General features: G+C 64.3%; 13 protein-coding genes. 8 read left to right on the top strand and 5 right to left on the bottom strand.

The genetic code is table 11. From position 1 onward, the window contains the following. The first annotated feature begins 289 nt into the window (after positions 1–289). Positions 290–2,434 carry a methyl-accepting chemotaxis protein gene (locus BMX61_RS10455; RefSeq protein WP_083639657.1) on the top strand — a complete coding sequence of 715 codons (2,145 nt, stop codon included), beginning with the start codon at positions 290–292 and terminating at the stop codon, positions 2,432–2,434. Positions 2,435–2,647: 213 nt separating this feature from the next. On the opposite strand, the gene BMX61_RS10450 is transcribed toward BMX61_RS10455, so the two are convergent. Further along, positions 2,648–3,598 carry a GlxA family transcriptional regulator gene (locus BMX61_RS10450; RefSeq protein ID WP_075629873.1) on the bottom strand — a complete coding sequence of 317 codons (951 nt, stop codon included), beginning with the start codon at positions 3,596–3,598 and terminating at the stop codon, positions 2,648–2,650. A gap of 190 nt (positions 3,599–3,788) precedes the next feature. Here BMX61_RS10450 and BMX61_RS10445 point away from each other — a divergent pair, with 190 nt between their 5' ends. Next, complete coding sequence (locus BMX61_RS10445) at positions 3,789–4,292, top strand: cysteine hydrolase family protein (RefSeq protein ID WP_075629874.1); 504 nt, start codon at positions 3,789–3,791, stop codon at positions 4,290–4,292. Positions 4,293–4,551: 259 nt separating this feature from the next. Further along, entirely contained in the window at positions 4,552–5,058 is a 507-nt protein-coding gene (locus BMX61_RS10440; RefSeq protein ID WP_075629875.1) for a hypothetical protein, read from the top strand. A gap of 118 nt (positions 5,059–5,176) precedes the next feature. Here BMX61_RS10440 and BMX61_RS10435 read toward each other — a convergent pair whose 3' ends face one another. The 4 genes from BMX61_RS10435 to hemP all read right to left on the bottom strand — a co-directional run bounded on the left by BMX61_RS10435 (position 5,177) and on the right by hemP (position 8,745). Further along, the gene (locus BMX61_RS10435; RefSeq protein WP_083639641.1) at positions 5,177–6,217 is read right to left on the bottom strand and encodes a calcium-binding protein; all 1,041 of its coding nucleotides are present in this window, start codon (positions 6,215–6,217) and stop codon (positions 5,177–5,179) included. A gap of 336 nt (positions 6,218–6,553) precedes the next feature. Continuing rightward, positions 6,554–7,453, bottom strand: coding sequence for a heme/hemin ABC transporter substrate-binding protein (locus tag BMX61_RS10430; RefSeq protein WP_075629876.1), 900 nt, complete (start codon positions 7,451–7,453; stop codon positions 6,554–6,556). Between the two features lie 3 nt (positions 7,454–7,456). Beyond that, a complete protein-coding gene (locus BMX61_RS10425) occupies positions 7,457–8,527 on the bottom strand; it encodes a hemin-degrading factor (RefSeq protein WP_075629877.1) in 1,071 nt (356 codons plus the stop codon). Between the two features lie 11 nt (positions 8,528–8,538). Further along, positions 8,539–8,745 carry a hemin uptake protein HemP gene (gene hemP / locus BMX61_RS10420; protein ID WP_083639642.1) on the bottom strand — a complete coding sequence of 69 codons (207 nt, stop codon included), beginning with the start codon at positions 8,743–8,745 and terminating at the stop codon, positions 8,539–8,541. 206 nt (positions 8,746–8,951) lie between these two features. On the opposite strand from hemP, the gene BMX61_RS10415 reads away from it, so the two are divergent. The 5 genes from BMX61_RS10415 (at position 8,952) to BMX61_RS10395 (ending at position 16,464) form a co-directional block, all read left to right on the top strand. Further along, the gene (locus BMX61_RS10415; protein ID WP_234794650.1) at positions 8,952–11,213 is read left to right on the top strand and encodes a TonB-dependent hemoglobin/transferrin/lactoferrin family receptor; all 2,262 of its coding nucleotides are present in this window, start codon (positions 8,952–8,954) and stop codon (positions 11,211–11,213) included. A 265-nt stretch (positions 11,214–11,478) separates the two neighbouring features. Further along, positions 11,479–12,243, top strand: a complete 765-nt coding sequence (locus BMX61_RS10410; protein WP_075629878.1) for a phosphoadenylyl-sulfate reductase — start codon at positions 11,479–11,481, stop codon at positions 12,241–12,243. Positions 12,244–12,354: 111 nt separating this feature from the next. Beyond that, entirely contained in the window at positions 12,355–13,305 is a 951-nt protein-coding gene (cysD, locus tag BMX61_RS10405; RefSeq protein WP_075629879.1) for a sulfate adenylyltransferase subunit CysD, read from the top strand. Then, positions 13,305–14,822, top strand: coding sequence for a sulfate adenylyltransferase subunit CysN (gene cysN / locus BMX61_RS10400; protein ID WP_075629880.1), 1,518 nt, complete (start codon positions 13,305–13,307; stop codon positions 14,820–14,822). The genes cysD and cysN overlap by 1 nt, the downstream gene beginning before the upstream one ends. Positions 14,823–15,348: 526 nt before the next feature. Continuing rightward, positions 15,349–16,464: a Gfo/Idh/MocA family protein gene (locus tag BMX61_RS10395; RefSeq protein ID WP_075629881.1), complete on the top strand. Its 1,116-nt coding sequence runs from the start codon at positions 15,349–15,351 to the stop codon at positions 16,462–16,464. The last annotated feature ends 78 nt before the right edge of the window (positions 16,465–16,542 follow it).

Raw genomic sequence — 16,542 nt, 5'->3', positions numbered from 1 at the left:
TCGGTTCAAGAGTCCAGCCTGCCTGTCTCGGGGACGCCCGCCGGAAGGATCTGGACAGGGTTCAACGGGCTGTGCCGCAAATCCACCGAGCACTCAGAAGAGCGCATTCCAGACCCATCTTAAATTAGTTTAATATAATATTATCATTCTTTTGCTATCAAACGATCCCATCAAATATGAGGGATGCGTCATGTTCTCGCTCAACGTTCTACTTAAGGCCTTATTTGCATCGCTTTGCCTGATCGTCATGGCATTCCTGGGGTTTGATGCCCTGACGAGCTGGAACCGGATGAATGATGCGCAGGAAATCCGTCTCGCGACACGCGCTTCTTCGCGGCTGTTCGTCGCACTTGCCAACATCCGGATCGACTCGTCCTTAACCGGCGGGTTGCTGTTGAAGGACGAGACCATGACGACGCTGCCGCCCGGTCTGCTGAGCGCGCGCGTTGACGAGCTGGCCGCGCTGGATGAAGCCGTCGGCACATTGAAAGAGATTGCCATTCCCGAGGCGCAAGCGTCCGTCAGCTATTTGGCAAGCGCGCGGGACCGTCTCAAGGCCTTTCAGGAGCAGAGCAATGCGGAGCTGGCAATGGCCAAGGCATCGCGGCGACCGGATTTGCCCAAGGAGATCGCGGACGCTGGCGCAGAGATCATGGACAGGCTGGACCGCACGGGCGCTGCCATCAAGCGCTCGATCATTCTGGACGATCCGGTGATCGAGCAGCTGATCCATCTGCACAACGCAACCTGGATGCTGCGCGTGAAGTCCGGCACCGCACTCAGCAACATCAGCAACAATATCCTGTCGCTCGGTGCCATTCCTGCCGACGCCAAGTTTATTCAGGCCCGTGATTTTGGCATGCTCGACCTGATGAAGGATACGATCAAGGCGCAGATGGCCTATCTCGGGGCCAACGAACGCTTCGAGCGGGGCATGGCGGAGATCGAACGGCTCTATTTCGATCCGACGTTCCGCGCCACGCAGATCAGCGCGCTGGATACGCTGATGCGCGGGCAGAAGGTCGGCTTCACCCGGCTCCAGTGGGACAATGAAAATGTCAACAGGGTCAACACCATCCGTGACCTCGCAGTCGCCTTCATCGATGAGGCCAGCAAGCGTGCGCAGGATCAGTATGACGACGCCGTCCGCACGCTGATCGTCAGCCTCGTCCTGCTGGCTTCGGCGGTTGCCGGCACGCTCGCAATCATGTTGCTGGTCAGCCGGCGCATCATCAGGCCGCTCTTGGCGATGACCGACAGCATGCGCAGGCTCTCGCAGGGCGCGCTAGACACCCAGATTCCGGGCCTCGGCAGGGGAGACGAAATCGGCGACATGGCCACGGCGATGCAGATCTTCCGCGACAATGCGCGCCGTGCGCAGGAGCTTGAGCAGGAGACCGAAGCCGAGCGCGCAAAGAGCGAGGCCGAAAAGGCAGCACTTCAGGCACGGACCGAGGCAGAGGCCGAGGAGCGGCTGAACCGGGCCACAGGCGCGCTCGCCGCGGGTCTGAAGCGGTTGGCGAACGGCGATATGATCTGCGAGATCAACGAACCCTTCGCGCCGCAATTCGAAACGCTGCGGCACGACTTCAACGAATCCGTGACTCAGTTGCGCGCCGTTCTGGTGGCGGTCGGGCAATCGGCCGGTTCGGTCACGAGCGGCTCCACGGAAATTTCCACCGCGTGCAGCGATCTTGCCCGGCGCACCGAGCAGCAGGCCGCCTCGATCGAGGAGACGGCAGCAGCGCTCGAGGAAATCACCGTCAACGTCCAGAACAATTCCGAGCGCACGCTGGAGGTGCGTGGCTTCGTCAAGGATGCGCGCAGCAAGGCCGGCAATGCCAGCAAGGTGGTCGACGAGGCCGTTTCGGCCATGGATCGGATCGAGGCGTCCGCCCACCAGATCAACCAGAATATCGGCGTGATCGACGAGATCGCCTTCCAGACCAACCTTCTGGCGCTGAATGCCGGCGTCGAGGCCGCACGGGCCGGCGATGCTGGCAAGGGCTTCGCCGTCGTGGCCCAGGAGGTGCGCGAGCTCGCTCAGCGCTCCGCCGCCGCCGCCAAGGAGATCAAGGCCCTGATCCAGGGCTCGGAAGCCGCGGTGGTCGAAGGCGTGCGGCTGGTCAATGACAGCGGCCAAGGGCTCAGCGCCATTGCCGAGCTGGTGCAGCTGATCGACAGCCATATGGGCGCCATCGCAACCGCCTCCGAACAGCAGTCCGTCGGCATTCGCGAGGTCAATATCGCCATCAACCAGATGGACCAGTCGACCCAGAGCAATGCCGCCATGGTCGAGGAAATGGACGGCGCGACTGCCGGTCTCGCCAAGGAAGCCGTGCATCTGCGCGAGCTTCTGATGAAGTTCCGCACCACGGCGGATCGTTTCCAGGAAACGCGCAGCGCTCCCGCCGCCCTGCGCCGCTCGGCTTGATCAATCGAGCGTCGGCCCGACGGACCGCTGTCGGCCGACACGCTTGCGACATGGCAGCGTGCCGGCCGACCTACGTTAAGCGCCATCATGCAGACGGCAGATTCCAGCTTTTGCCCCACACGATGCGCCATTCGGCCTTTGCCGGCTGGGTGTTACGCCTGAAGGCGAATCCGAAAACTGCGCTGACAGCGTGCCGGCGCCTTCTTCAGGCTCTCAAGAGGCCGTTCCTGCACTCTGCCGCTGCCGCGCCAGCCATTGGCGCGGGCTGAGGCCAAGCTCCTGGCGGAATGCGGCGCGCAGCGCCTTGGCATCGGCAAAGCCGGCACGCGCGGCCACATCGTCAAGCCCTTTCGCGCCGGCGCCAAGCAGCGCCTGCGCCCGGTCGAGCCGCACCCGCCGGAGCCAGTCGCTGAGGCTGCCGCCGGTCTGGGCGCGAATATGCCGCGTCAGCCCGCGACGGCTGACGCCCGCGCGATCGGCGAGTGCGTCCAACGTCGGCGTGGCCGACGGATCGTGCCGCAGGCCTTCCAGAAGGTCGCTCACCCGCTTTTCGGCCGAGGAGCCGGGGGCTGGCCGCGCGATCAGCTGCGGCTGTGCGCCGAGGCGTTGCGGCGCGACCACGAGATGGCGCGCCACACGGTTTGCCTCGCCGATCCCGGACAGGCGCGCCAGCAGATGCAGGCAGCAATCGAGCCCGGCGGCGATGCCGGCCGACGTCATCACCTGCCCCTCATCGATGAACAGCGCGTCGGCATCGACGGTCACGGCGGGGTAACGCTCGGCAAACAGGGCCGCGCGCATCCAATGCGTCGTCGCCCGCCGGCCGTCCAGCAACCCGGCCTCCGCCAAGGCAAAGGCCCCCAGGCAGAGGCCGACGACGATCGCACCGCGCCGATGCGCTGCCTGTAGCACCGCGACAAGATCGGGCGAAACCGGCTCCAGCGCATCGCGCCAGCCGGGCATGATCACCACATCGGCGTCCGGCACCGCCTCCAGCGCATGCGGCGCCTGAATCACCAGCCCGCCGGTGGCCTGGAGGCTGGGCGCGGCGGCACAGACCGCGATCTCATGGCCGCCGGCCAGAAAGGGCTCGGCGAAGACCGCAAGCGGCGTCGACAGCATGAAGGGGCTGATCCCCTCAAAGGCGAGAACGGCAATATGCATTGGCCCAATATACCCGAAAAATGGCAATTGGGCCACTCATGCCGCAGCATCGTTTCGCATAAAACGTGTCAGGTGCGATCTCGACGGCAAACCGCACTGTGCCTGAGGGGGTGAGAGGCACCGCCCCGACGACAAGCCGATACGGACGAGATCGCGGCCGCTCCCACATTCTTTCGAAAGGACCCTCCGCATGACCCGCGCGCTTCTCGTCATCGATATCCAGAATGACTATTTTACCGGCGGCAGCTTGCCGCTGTGGCAGGCAGAGGAGACGGAGCAGCGCATCCTCTCAAGCCTGGCAAAGGCCCGCAAGGCAAGCGACCGCATCCTTCTGGTGCGCCACGAAGCGCCTGTCGGTAGCGGCCTTTTTGCCGCCGGCAGCCCCGGCGCCGCGCTGCGGCCTGCAATTCTGGAAGCCGTCAGCGATGCACCCGTTATCGTCAAGGCCGTGCCCGACGCCTTCCAGGACACCCTGCTCCACACTCATCTCGATGGCATCGAGACACTGCTCGTCTGCGGAATGATGACGCAGAACTGCGTGGTCTTTACCGCGCTGTCACGCGCGGCCGATCCCTACGAGGTGCAGGTGGTGGGAGACCTTTGCACGGCCCCGAGCCAGATCGTTCACCAGATCGCCCTGCGCGCGCTGGGCTCCAAGATCCCGCTGGTCACGGCGGACCAGGCTTGGGGATAAGGGGCAGCGGTACAGATGGCTTGGCCCAGACACGCCTTCTGACGCGCCGAAGAGAGGGACGGGCAGACCCGTACCTGGCGCCGGCCTCTCCGGCGATCGTTCAGCGCGGCGCGATGCCGGGCCCGGCAGCATAAGACGCGCCCGCCTCGCGGCAAAGGATTCCGACGCCGTATCCTGCCAGTCATGCCCAGTTGCGGAGCGGAACCGTGCCGCCTGCCCTGCGTTTGACCATGGCGACACCGGACAGGAGGAAAATGGCATGCGCGGGACGATCATGACGGCTGCGGCGACCTTGTTCCTCGGGCTTTCCGGCGCGCCGGCCATGGCGGCGGAAGAGGATTTCCTGCCCTCGCTCGCCGGCCGTTGGAGCGGCGGCGGCACGGTGACGACACGGATCGGCACCCCGCCGGTGCGCGTGTCCTGCAATTTCACCAGCACGGCCAACGCCTCGGCGCTCTCCCTGTCCGGGCAGTGCCGGGGCCTTCTTGTCGTGCGCCGACAGGTCTCGGCCGATCTCAACCGTCAGGGCGGGCGCTATGCCGGCACCTATATCGGCCCCTCCGGCCGCCCGGCGGCGCTCTCTGGCGGGCGGAAGGGAGACACGCTGGATTTCGCCGTGCGCTGGAGCCGCGAGATCAACGGCGACCGCGATGCACGCATGACCATCCGCAAGACCGGCGCCAAGGGCCTTGTTCTACGCACGCTCGATCGCGACCCGAAAACCGGCCGCACGGTGACAACAAGCGAAATCCGGCTCACCCGCTAAGGCCTGGCACGCAAGCGAAAGGCCAAGCTTTCGCACCTATCCAACAGGCACGCATCAAAAATCAAAGGCCGCCGCGGTTTCGCGCGGCGGCCTTCGACGTGACATGACGTGTATGCGCTTAAACGAACAGGAAGTCGTTGCGGTGCAGGTCGTCGAGATGGACGCCGCGCAGCACGATGCTGCCGTCGCCATAGTCGATGGTCAGGCCCAGCTTGCTGTCCACCGCATGGTCCTTCACATCGGCAAAGGAGGACAGGATGCTCTTCTGCAAAGCGATGACGTCGCCCGCAGCCTTGCCCGCGGAAAAATCGCTGATGACATTGCGGCCGGTCGCGTCCTTGCCGAAGACGAAGGTGTCGCGGCCGGCGCCGCCGGTCAGCGTGTTCTTGCCCGCGCCGCCGTCCAGCCGGTCATTGCCGGCACCGCCGGAGAGAACGTCGTCGCCGGCTTCGCCATAGAGCTTGTCGTTGCCATCTTCGCCATAGATCTTGTCATTGCCCGCTCCGCCCTTCAGCGTGTCGAGACCGAGGCCGCCTTTCAGCGTGTCGTTGCCCGCATCGCCGAGAAGAACGTCATTGCCGGCGCCGCCCACGAGCGTGTCGTTGCCGTCGCCGCCGATCAGCCGGTCATTGCCGCCAATGCCCCAAAGCGTGTCATTGCCGGCGCCGCCAGACAGCGTATCCGCCTTGTCATAGCCCTTGAAGACATCGGCGCCGTCGCTGCCGATGAAGCTGATCGAGTCGCCCTGGATCGCCTTCAGCAATTCGGCGGCGCTGCGCGCCGTCAACGACGAGCGGACCAGATTGGCAGCCGCGCTGTCATTGAGATCGAGGCCCGAGATGCGCAGTTCCGTCGCCTGGGAGAAGGTGCGCGTCGTCGTATCCAGCACGGTGGCACCGCCGAAGGAGACGGCGTCGAGCGAGCCTTCGACCGTATGCGAGCTCATGGAATAGGCCCAGGCCTTGTCGCCGGCATCCAGCACCACGCCATAGCCATTGGCGTCGGTCAGCGCATATTCCGCGCCGGAGATCATGTCCGCGCCGGAAAACTGGCCGCGGCCGACAGGCACGAAACTCTGCTCGAAATTGGCAAGGAAGGCGCTGAAATCGATGCCGGCGCCGTCGCCGTTCACATCCTTGGCTTCAATGGTAATGGGCATGCTCAGGGCTCCAAAAGGTCAGTATGCCCTGTCCTATTTTAACATGATTATTTCTGTCAAGTTATACCGCAGAAAATATGATGATAACTGTCATATTTATGTGCGTGGGCATTTGTTGCATCGATCATAGGGCGTTCGTCACGGGCAACAGCCAGGTGAAAGCCCTCGGATGGCCTGAAAAGCAGGCAGACGGGCTCGATCCGCTCTTGATGAGGTCGTATAAACTTACTTATTCCGACCCGAACGGCTCTGCGTTTGAGACGAGAGGCTCGGCGTCCAGGCCAGACCGGAGACGGACGCCAAGCCTTTTCCCCGCTCTGTTGGGGCCTCCCGCCTTCAATGTCCGTAAAGCGCCTCGCTCACGTCGCGCGCCGCCTCTGCGGTGCGGGGGCCGAAGCCGAGAAGATAGCTGCCATCCATGCGCAGAATGCGCCGCTTCTGTCCAGCCGGCGTAGCGGCAATGCCGGGATGGGACAACAGGTCGGCATCGCTGGCGCCCGGCCCGGCATGGTCCATCACCAGGATCAGGTCGGGCCTCGCGTCAATCAGCGCCTCGTCCGAAAGTGGCTTGTAGCCGGCATAGCCCTCGACGGCATTGATGCCGCCCGAAAGCCGGATCATGCCGTCCGCCGCCGTGCCCGTACCCGCCGCCATGATCTTGCCCCCCTGGGCCGAGAGCACGAAGAGCACGCGCTGGCGCTCGGCGAGCCTCTCCACCCGCGCGGTGACCGGCTTCAGACCTGCCTCGACGCGGGTGACCAGCGCCTCGGCCTCCGTGCTCTTGCCGAGCGCCGCGCCGACCTTGCGGATCTTTTCGACGACGCCCTTGGCGTCATAGGCCTCGGGCACTTCGACCATGGGCACGCCGGCCTGACGCAGCACGGCCACCGCTTCCGGTGGTCCGCTGGTGGCCAGAGACAGGATACCGCCCGGATGCAGGGACAGCACGCCCTCGGGCGAAAGCTGGCGCATATAGCCGATGCTCGGCAGGCTTTCGGCCGCCTTCGGATAGGTGCTGGTGGAATCACGCGCCACCAGCCGGCTTTCGGCATGCAGCGCATAGACGATCTCGGTCAGCGATCCGCCGATCGAGACAATGCGCGCTTCGGGCGGAAAGGCCGCCACCTCCTCCGCCCATGCGGAACGTTCGCGGAGCGGCAGGGCCATCACCAAGGTGGCAAGGCCAAGGACGAGGCAGGAACGGACCTTTGCAAGACGCGGGATCATGGCGCGCATCGCTCAGGCCGCCTCGCTGGCGCGGGCCGGCAGGGTCTCGGCCAGGCTCTTCCAGCCCGACAGCTCCTCCTCGCCCTCATGGCGCAGCCCGAAGAACTGCACGATCAGCCGCCCGGCAGCATCATAGGCCTCAACGGATGTGACCGCACCGTCCTTGGTCGGCTTGCGCACGCCCCAAAGTTCGACAACGTGATCGGTGCGCAGATGCATGTGGAAGGTGGGGTCGAAGATATTGAGCCAGGGGCCCATCATCGAGATCGCCTTCACCGGACCGGAATGGATCTGGATGCAGCCCCGGCTGCCGACGAAGCACATGATCGGCAGATCCTCGCCAGCCGCCCGTTCGAGAAGGGTGCGGACCCCGGACGGGTCGAGCGGCCAGGCATAATCCGGTCCGATCATGTGCAGCGCGGCGCGGCGATCAAGCTTCAAATCCCGGAGCATGCCGAAGAATTCATGCGTGTCCTTCAGCGCGCTCCAACGGGCCCGAAGCTCGTCCGCACCGGCACCCGCCCCGTCGAAAGACTTTTCCTCGATCGGCCGCACGGCGAGCCCGGGCGCCTGGTCCTCGGCCCTCAGGCTGGCGACCAGCCGATGATAGGCTTCGACATCGGAGGCGGGGCGCAGATGCACCTTATGGACAGCATCGCCGGCCGCATCGAAAAATTGCAGGCTGAGCCGCTTTTCCTCGTCCTCGCCTTTCTCGACGGCAAAGCCATGGGCCCAGAGCTTAGGAAAGATCCGCAGGTCGATATTCTCGCCCAGCACCAGCGCATTGACCGCGCCGGTGACCACCTTTTCATAAGCGCCGATCTTTTCGTGCACTACGCTGTCATTGCGCGTCAGGGCCATCACCTCGCCCAGCCCTTTCAGGCCGAGGAGCACCTCGTCAACGCGGACATTGAGGCGCGTGGCGCCCTCGCCGCAATAGGCGGCGATGAATTCGGCCTCGGAAATGCCGAGCGAGGCGGCAAAATCGCGCTCCCGGCTTTTCGGATCGGCGGCACGCGCCGCGCGGATCGCTGCAGCCTGAGGCCGCGCTTGCGAAGGGGCGATGCTGGCGGAAGACGACATGATGTTCACCTCTATTTGATCAGAATGAGTTTGCCCTGGCGGGTGATTTTCAGGCGATAGCGCATGCCCTGATGGTCGATGACGACCTCGCGCGTGCCGGAAAACAGTGCGGCGCTGGACAGGACGCGCAGCGCCTCCGGCTGGTCGCTGCCAATGCTCACAGGCGTGGTCGCCGGTGCGGCATCTGTGAGCCATTCGGCCTCTCGGTCATCCTGCATTGCTCAAGGCCTTCAGAAGCCGGCTGCTTGAAGGCCGTCCGGATCGCTTCGCTTTATTCTTGACTGCATCAGTCATATTATTTAGTCGATGCCTCAGCGGCCTTCGCCCGTCAAGGCAAAAATGAGGCGCCGCTTCCGCCAGCCAGCCACCAGCCAGCCAGCAGCTTTTCCCGCATCTATTCCCGTCCGTTCTGGAGACGACCCTCATGAGGCTGGCGCCCGCTTCCCCTTCTTTGTCCGCCCGGCTTTCCGCCCGCCGCATGCGCGCCCTCGCGGGCGTGGCGCTGATCGCATTCCTTGCGCAGCCGGCCGTTCCGCCACAGCAAGCCTTCGCGCAGGAGCCGGCCCAGCCGTCGGAAGACCGGGCCGCGGCGGCGAAGCGCAGCGCCAAAGTTGCCCGACCGACCCCGGATACTGCGGCAAACACGAAGACGAACGGCGACGGGGCCATTGGCGCGCAGGGCGATGAGCAGCCCACCCTGCTCGACCAGATCACGGCCGTGAGCCGCACACGCGAAGCGGCGATCGATAGCATGGCCTCGGTCAGCCATGTCGATGGCGCGGCGATCGAGCGGCGCATGGCGTCCAGCCCGCAGGGCTTGCTCTTCGGTGTTCCCGGCATCGCGCTGCAGGCGGATGGCAATCGCACCTCCAGCAGCGTCAACATTCGCGGGCTTCAGGATTTCGGCCGGGTGGCGACGATTGTCGATGGCGCTCGGCAGAATTTTCAGCGCTCGGGCCATGGCGCGCAGACCATGTTCTGGCTGGACCCGGAGCTGGTGCAACAGGTCGATGTGGTGCGTGGCCCAACGGCGAACACCTTTGGGTCCGGCGCCATCGGCGGCGTCGTCTACTACGAGACCAAGGATGCCGGCGACGTTCTACGCCCGGACGAGACCTGGGCGAGCCTGCTGACGGCACGTTACGACACCAATGGCAAAGGCTGGACGACCAGCGCCACCGGCGCAGGGCGGCTGGACGAAAATGTCGATGTGCTCGGCAACATCGTCTATCGCGATTTCGGCGACTACAAGGATGGTGACCGCGAGACGGTCTCCGGCACCGGCTTCGACATTCTGAGCGGCATGACCAAGGCCAATATCCGCCCGAGCGACAACAGCGAGCTGAAGCTCGGCTGGGTCGGCGCCAGCGACAGCTGGACGGAGGGCCAGGATGCCTACGACATGGACATGCACCAGAACACCTACACCGCCCGCTATTCTATCGCCAACGATGACGGGCTGGTCGATCTTCACATCAATGCCGCTTATGGCAAGACCGACCTTCGCCAGACCTTCCTGCGCGATGTCGCGCAGTTCAATCCGGTGACGGCCCAGCCGATCGTCGTCAGGGCCGGCTCGTCAACCTCGTATGACCTGGAAACGGCAAGCCTCGATCTGTGGAACACCTCGCGCTTTTCCACGGGCGTGCTGGCGCATGAGCTGACCTATGGCGGCGATATCGCGAAAGACGATGTGGTGACGACGGCAGCGGCGGGCGGCGCGGATGTCTATACGCCATCGGGCAAGCGGCTGGTTTCAGGTGCTTATCTCCAAGACAAGATGACCTATGGCATCTTCGAGGCGGTCACCGCGCTGCGCTACGACCATTACCGGCTGTCCGGCGAAGGGCGCGAAACCTCCGAGGGCGACCGGCTTTCGCCGCGCATCACCCTCGGCGTCTCGCCCTTTAGCGGCGTTCTGGAGGGGCTGCAGCTCTATGGCAGCTATGCGGAAGGCTATCGTTCGCCTTCGGTGACGGAAACCATGATCAGCGGCTTCCACCCCTCGGGCGTCGCCTTCCCCTTCCTGCCGAATCCGAACCTGAAGCCCGAAACCGCCAGAACCTGGGAAGGCGGGCTGAACTACAAGGCCGACAGCCTGATCGAGGGCGGCGATGCGCTGCGGCTGAAGGCGGCCTATTTCGACAATGACGTGGACGACTATATCGGCGGCACCACGCTCTCGGCCTTCCCCACCAATGCCGCCTGCCCCTATACGCCGGGCACGCTGCCGATCTGCTACCAATACCAGAATTTCGCCAAGGCGCGCCTTCGCGGCTTGGAGGTGGAAGGCTTCTACGAGGCATCCTGGGGCTATGCCGGGCTCTCGGCCTCGGTGATCAACGGCCACACGGTCTCTTACACAGGCCTGCGCGCCGATCTGACCACCGTGCCCTCGCGCCAGGTCACCGGCCAGGTCGGTTTGCGCTTCCTGGAAGACAGGCTGACCGTGGGCGCCGAGGTGCAGTATAACGGCGCGCCCAAGGGCAACAAGGCCGCCGAGGACTACACGCTGGTCAACACCTTCGCCAGCTACAAGGTCGCGGACGACTTCAAGCTCGACCTGCGCGTCGATAATCTCTTCAACAAGACCTATGCCAATCCGCTCAATGCCACCACGACCAGCGCACTCTACGAGCCGGGCCTGACGGTGAAGATTTCCGCCACGAAGCGCTTCGGCGGTTGAACACCGGTGTCGCGCGCGAAACTTTGGCATGACCCTCCGGGCGCCCCCTGTGCGGCCGGATAGAAGCCAGACGACAATTGTTCAGGCACGGCGCCCACGCGCGCTTGAACAGCGGAAGTTAATCTACGGAATTACTAGATTTTTTAAGCTTTTCCCGAAGGTTGGAGATATTTGCTTCTGCGGCGCTGCAATGGAAATCGCTTTTCCTGTCCCCGCCCATGCAAGTCTGCGATAAACAGGCGATCATAAACGGGACGTCTCTTCCATGTCTGCCTATGACATTGCCGCCGCCGCGGCGCTTCTCGACCGACAGCTCGCGCCGCTTTCGCTGGCAGAACGGCTGGCGCTGGTGGGCGGGCTCGATGGCCGCTCGGTCTTCACCACCTCTCTCGGCATCGAAGACCAGGTGATCACCGCCGCCATCGCCGCGCACTGTCGCGGGATCGATGTTGTGACGCTTGAGACGGGTCGGCTCTTTCCCGAGACCGTGGCGCTGATTGCGCAAACGGAGGCGGCTTACGGTCTGGAAATCAGGCGCTACCATCCCGAGGAAGCCGATCTCGCTGCCTATGTTGCGCAATACGGGCTGAACGGGTTCTACGATAGTGTCGAAGCCCGGCACGCCTGCTGCGGCGTGCGCAAGGTCAAGCCGCTGGCGCGCGCGCTTGAAGGTGCCAGCTTCTGGATCACCGGCTTGCGGCGTGGCCAGTCCGGCAACCGGGCGGAGACGCCCTTTGCCGAGGCCGATCTGGAGCGCGGGCTGATCAAGATCAACGCGCTGGCGGATTGGGACATCGAGACCGTCAAGGCCTATGTGGCCCAGCACCAGGTACCGGTCAATCCGCTGCATGGGCGGGGCTACCCCTCGATCGGCTGCGAACCCTGCACCCGGGCGATCAAGCCCGGCGAGCCGGAACGTGCCGGGCGCTGGTGGTGGGAAAACGACGTCAAGCGCGAATGCGGGCTGCACGTGCCCGAGGCTACGCCGATCCCGGCCCGGGCCTCCGACAAGATTGCAACGCCGGCCTAAGCCGCCGGCCCCTGCCCCGCCCCGGTCACAAGCGCCTGCTAGAGCCGATGCAGCGGAGCGAAATGAGAACAACGGCGCCCCTGCGGCCCGCGAAGGATAAGCAGACAGACGATGCAAGGCACAGCACACGACATTCTTCCGGCCGAGCGGCCGACCAAGGCCCCGCTCGATCCGCATCTCAAAGCGCTTGAAAACGAAGCGATCCATATCTTCCGCGAGGTCGCGGCCGAATTCGAGCGGCCGGTCATGCTCTATTCGGTGGGCAAGGATTCGTCCGTTCTGCTGCATCTCGCGCGCAAGGCGTTCTTCCCCGGCCGCGTGCCCTTCCCGCTGTTGCATGTGAACACCGGCTGGAAGTTTTCCGAGATGATCGCCTTTCGCGACGAGATGGTACGCCGCTACGATCTCGATCTCGTGGAGCATATCAATCCGCGCGGCGCGGCGGAAAACATAACGCCCTTTACCCACGGCTCGTCCTTCTACACCGATGTGATGAAGACCGAGGCGCTGCGCCATGCGCTCGATGCCGGCAAATATGACGCGGCCTTCGGCGGCGCGCGGCGCGACGAGGAAGCCAGCCGCGCCAAGGAGCGAATCTACTCCTTCCGCACGCCCGACCATCGCTGGGACCCGCGCAACCAGCGCCCGGAATTGTGGAACATCTATAACGGCATGATCCGCAAGGGCGAAAGCGTGCGCGCCTTCCCGCTGTCCAACTGGACCGAGGTGGACATCTGGCGCTACATCCAGGCCGAAGAGATCCCGATCGTGCCGCTTTACTTCGCCAAGAAGCGCCCCTTCGTCGAGCGCGACGGCATGATGATCCTGGCGGAAGATCCGCGCCTGGAACTTAAAGCCGGCGAGGAACGTCAGGAGGACGTCATCCGCTTCCGCACGCTCGGCTGCTTCCCGCTGACCGGCGCCATCCGATCGACCGCTTCCACGCTGGACGAGATCATCGCCGAGCTGGAGACCGCCACCGTTTCCGAACGCCAGGGCCGCGCGATCGACCGCGACCAGTCCGGCTCAATGGAAAAGAAAAAACGCGAAGGATACTTCTGATGAGCTCCACCGGTTTCGCCCAGTCGGCCTCGTCCGACGCTGCCTCCAACGCGACCACGGCCGAGATCACCGCCTTCCCGGCCAGCGATGCCCAGCGCCATCTGCGCGACACGCGCCCATTGCGGCTGATCACCTGCGGCAGCGTCGATGATGGCAAGTCCACGCTCATCGGCCGCCTGCTGTGGGATACCAAGGCCGTCAAGGAAGATCAGGCGGTCACCCTGCGGCGCGATTCCGGCCAGCAGAACGACCTCGGCCTGCCCGATTTCGCCTTGCTGCTCGATGGTCTCCAGGCCGAGCGCGAACAGGGCATCACCATTGATGTCGCCTATCGCTATTTCTCGACCGACAAGCGCTCCTTCATCGTCGCCGACACGCCCGGCCATGAGCAATATACCCGCAACATGGCGACCGGCGCCTCGACCGCCGATCTCGCCGTCCTTCTGGTCGATGCCCGTGCCGGCCTGCTCGAACAGACGCGCCGGCATGCCACCATCGCCACGCTGATGGGCATTCGCCAGTTCGTGCTGGCGATCAACAAGATCGACCTCGTCGGCTATGATCAGGCCCGTTTCGACGCGATCGCCCGGGAATTTCGCGAGCTGGCCGTCTCTCTCGGCGTGCGCCAGATCACGGCGATCCCGATGTCGGCGCTGAAGGGCGAGAATGTCGTCCTCGACGGCCGCGCCTCCATGCCCTGGTATGAAGGGCCGACGCTGGTCGAGGTTCTGGAACAGGCTACCGTGCGCTCGGGCCAGACCGTCGGCTTCCGCCTGCCGGTGCAGCGCGTCTCGCGTCCCGGCGAAAGCTTCCGTGGCTATCAGGGCACCGTGGCCGGCGGCTCGGTCAAGCCAGGCGATTCCGTCGTCATCCTGCCCTCCGGCATGGTGGCCAACGTCGCCAAGATCGTTACCTTCGACCTCGTGCGCAATGCGGCGGTATCCGGCGATGCCGTGACGCTGGTGCTCGACCGGCAAGTGGATATTTCGCGCGGTGACATGATCGTCTCGCTCGAAGGCCAGCCGCAGATGGGCCTGCATTTCGATGCACAGCTCGTGGCGCTGCAGGCCGAAGGCATTCAGCCGAACAAACGCTACTGGCTGAAAAGCGGCACGCGCCGCCAGCGCGTCACCGTTCAGCCGGTGCAGAAGCTCGATTTGCAGAGCGGCAAATGGGTAGCTGCCGAAGCGCTGGCCATGAACGCCATCGGCAAGGTGCATCTGGCCTTCGACGAACAGGCGATCTTCGACGCTTACGAGGCAAATCGCGCCACCGGTGCCTTTATCCTGATCGACCCGGACACCAACAATACGGTGGCCGGCGGCATGATCACGGCCAAGCGCTCCTCGCTCGGCGGGCTGCACCAGGAGGATGCCCGCGTGATCCTGTCACTGCCGGCCGATCTGGCGGAGGAAATCCTGGCGAGCGCAGCCTTTGCCGCACGCCGCGAGGAGGTCGACATCCGCCGCGTCACCGCCGCCAAGGCCGCTGCGCTGCTGGGCGATCTGGACGGCTGAGGGCCGCCAAGCACGAGAAAGAGCGATATGCATGGGAGGGGAAAATTTCCTCTCCCACTGGCTCCTCTCGGATCAAAAGGGCGGGTCGTGCCAAGGCAGAGCCCCATAAGGTGGCCTCTATCTGGTCTCTCCTGCCAGCGAAGACTGTGCCGGCAGCCGGAATGGCTCACAGCGGCAAAATATGAGTGCCGCCAGAGGGTGGCACGGTCGCGGCATGATCCGACCATCGCTGCGCCGTTGAAACATCCTGAGGATCACGAAGCAGCACGCGGCTTGCCATGAAGCTGGCTTGCGCAGGACACTTGCGTCCGTGCAGAGCGCGATCGTTTCCGTCTCCCGCCCGTGCATCCATCTGCGTTTCAGAAAGAGTCGATCGGCCTTGCGTCTCCGCATGGCGCACCGAGCCTTTTTTCGATGCCGTTAGGTGCGTCCCTGCTTGCAAAGCTTGGGCTGCTCGGGCAGATCTGCCAGCGGAGGAGGTGCGGCTGGGAGGCTGCGCCCGCAAGGATCAAATGAGGAGACATGCATGGCGGGCTTGGGCATCGGGCTGATTGGAACAGGCTATATGGGCAAGTGCCATGCGCTTGCCTGGAACGCGGTGAAGACCGTGTTCGGCGATGTCGAGCGCCCGCGTCTCGTGCATCTGGCGGAAGCCGATCAGGGGCTGGCGGAAAGCCGGGCTTCCGAATTCGGCTTTGCCAAGGCAACGGCTGACTGGCGGGGGCTGATCGCCGATCCCGAGGTCGATGTGGTCTCGGTCACCACGCCGAACCAGTTTCATGCCGAGATGGCGATTGCTGCGCTCGAAGCCGGCAAGCATGTCTGGTGCGAAAAGCCGATGGCACCGGCCTATGAGGAGGCCGAGCGCATGCTCGCGGCCGCGCGGGCTGCCGGTCGCGTGGCCTTCATGGGCTATAACTACATTCAGAATCCGGTGATCCGCCATATCAAGACGCTGATCGGCGAAGGTGCCATTGGCAAGGTCAACCATGTCCGCGCCGAAATGGACGAGGATTTCATGGCCGATCCGGATGTGCCCTTTTATTGGAAGAGCGCGCTCTCAGCCGGCTATGGCGCACTGGATGATTTCGCCGTCCATCCACTGTCGCTGCTCTGGTCTCTCTTCGGCCATGCCGAGGCGGTGATCACCGATATGGTCAAGCCCTATGCCGACCGCCCGGCCAAGGAGGGCGGACGGCGGACGGTCGAGAACCATGACGGCGCCAATGTGCTGATGCGCCTGCAAGGCGGCATTTCGGCGGTTCTCATGGCCAACCGTGCAGCCTGGGGCCGCAAGGGCCGCATCGCGCTGCAGATCTACGGCTCCAAGGGCTCGATCCTCTACGATCAGGAGCGGATGAACGAATTCCAGCTCTACCGCGCCGGCGGCAGCCTGACCGAGGCAGGCTTTACCACCGTTCTCACCGCGCCGGCCCACGAGCCCTATAACCGCTTCATCCCCGCACCCGGCCATGGCCTGGGTTTCAACGACCTGAAGATCATCGAGTGCCGCGAACTGATCCGCGCCATCGCCGGCGAACCCTTTTCCGGCATCACCTTCGAGGATGGGCTGCGGATCGAAAAGACCGTGCATGCCATGGCCCGCGCCTTCCATGAGAAGCGATGGGTGGAGATCGACTGACGGGCAGGCACTGCCCTTCAAGACATCCTGACGGTTCCGGTACGAAGGAACCGCGCGCCTGATCCCTGCCAAAAACCT

It is taken from the genome of Xaviernesmea oryzae (assembly GCF_900109605.1).
In the GTDB taxonomy this organism is placed as follows: domain Bacteria; phylum Pseudomonadota; class Alphaproteobacteria; order Rhizobiales; family Rhizobiaceae; genus Xaviernesmea; species Xaviernesmea oryzae.
Note: the sequence above shows the minus strand (reverse complement) of the source record. Positions and strands in the feature narration are given on the sequence as shown.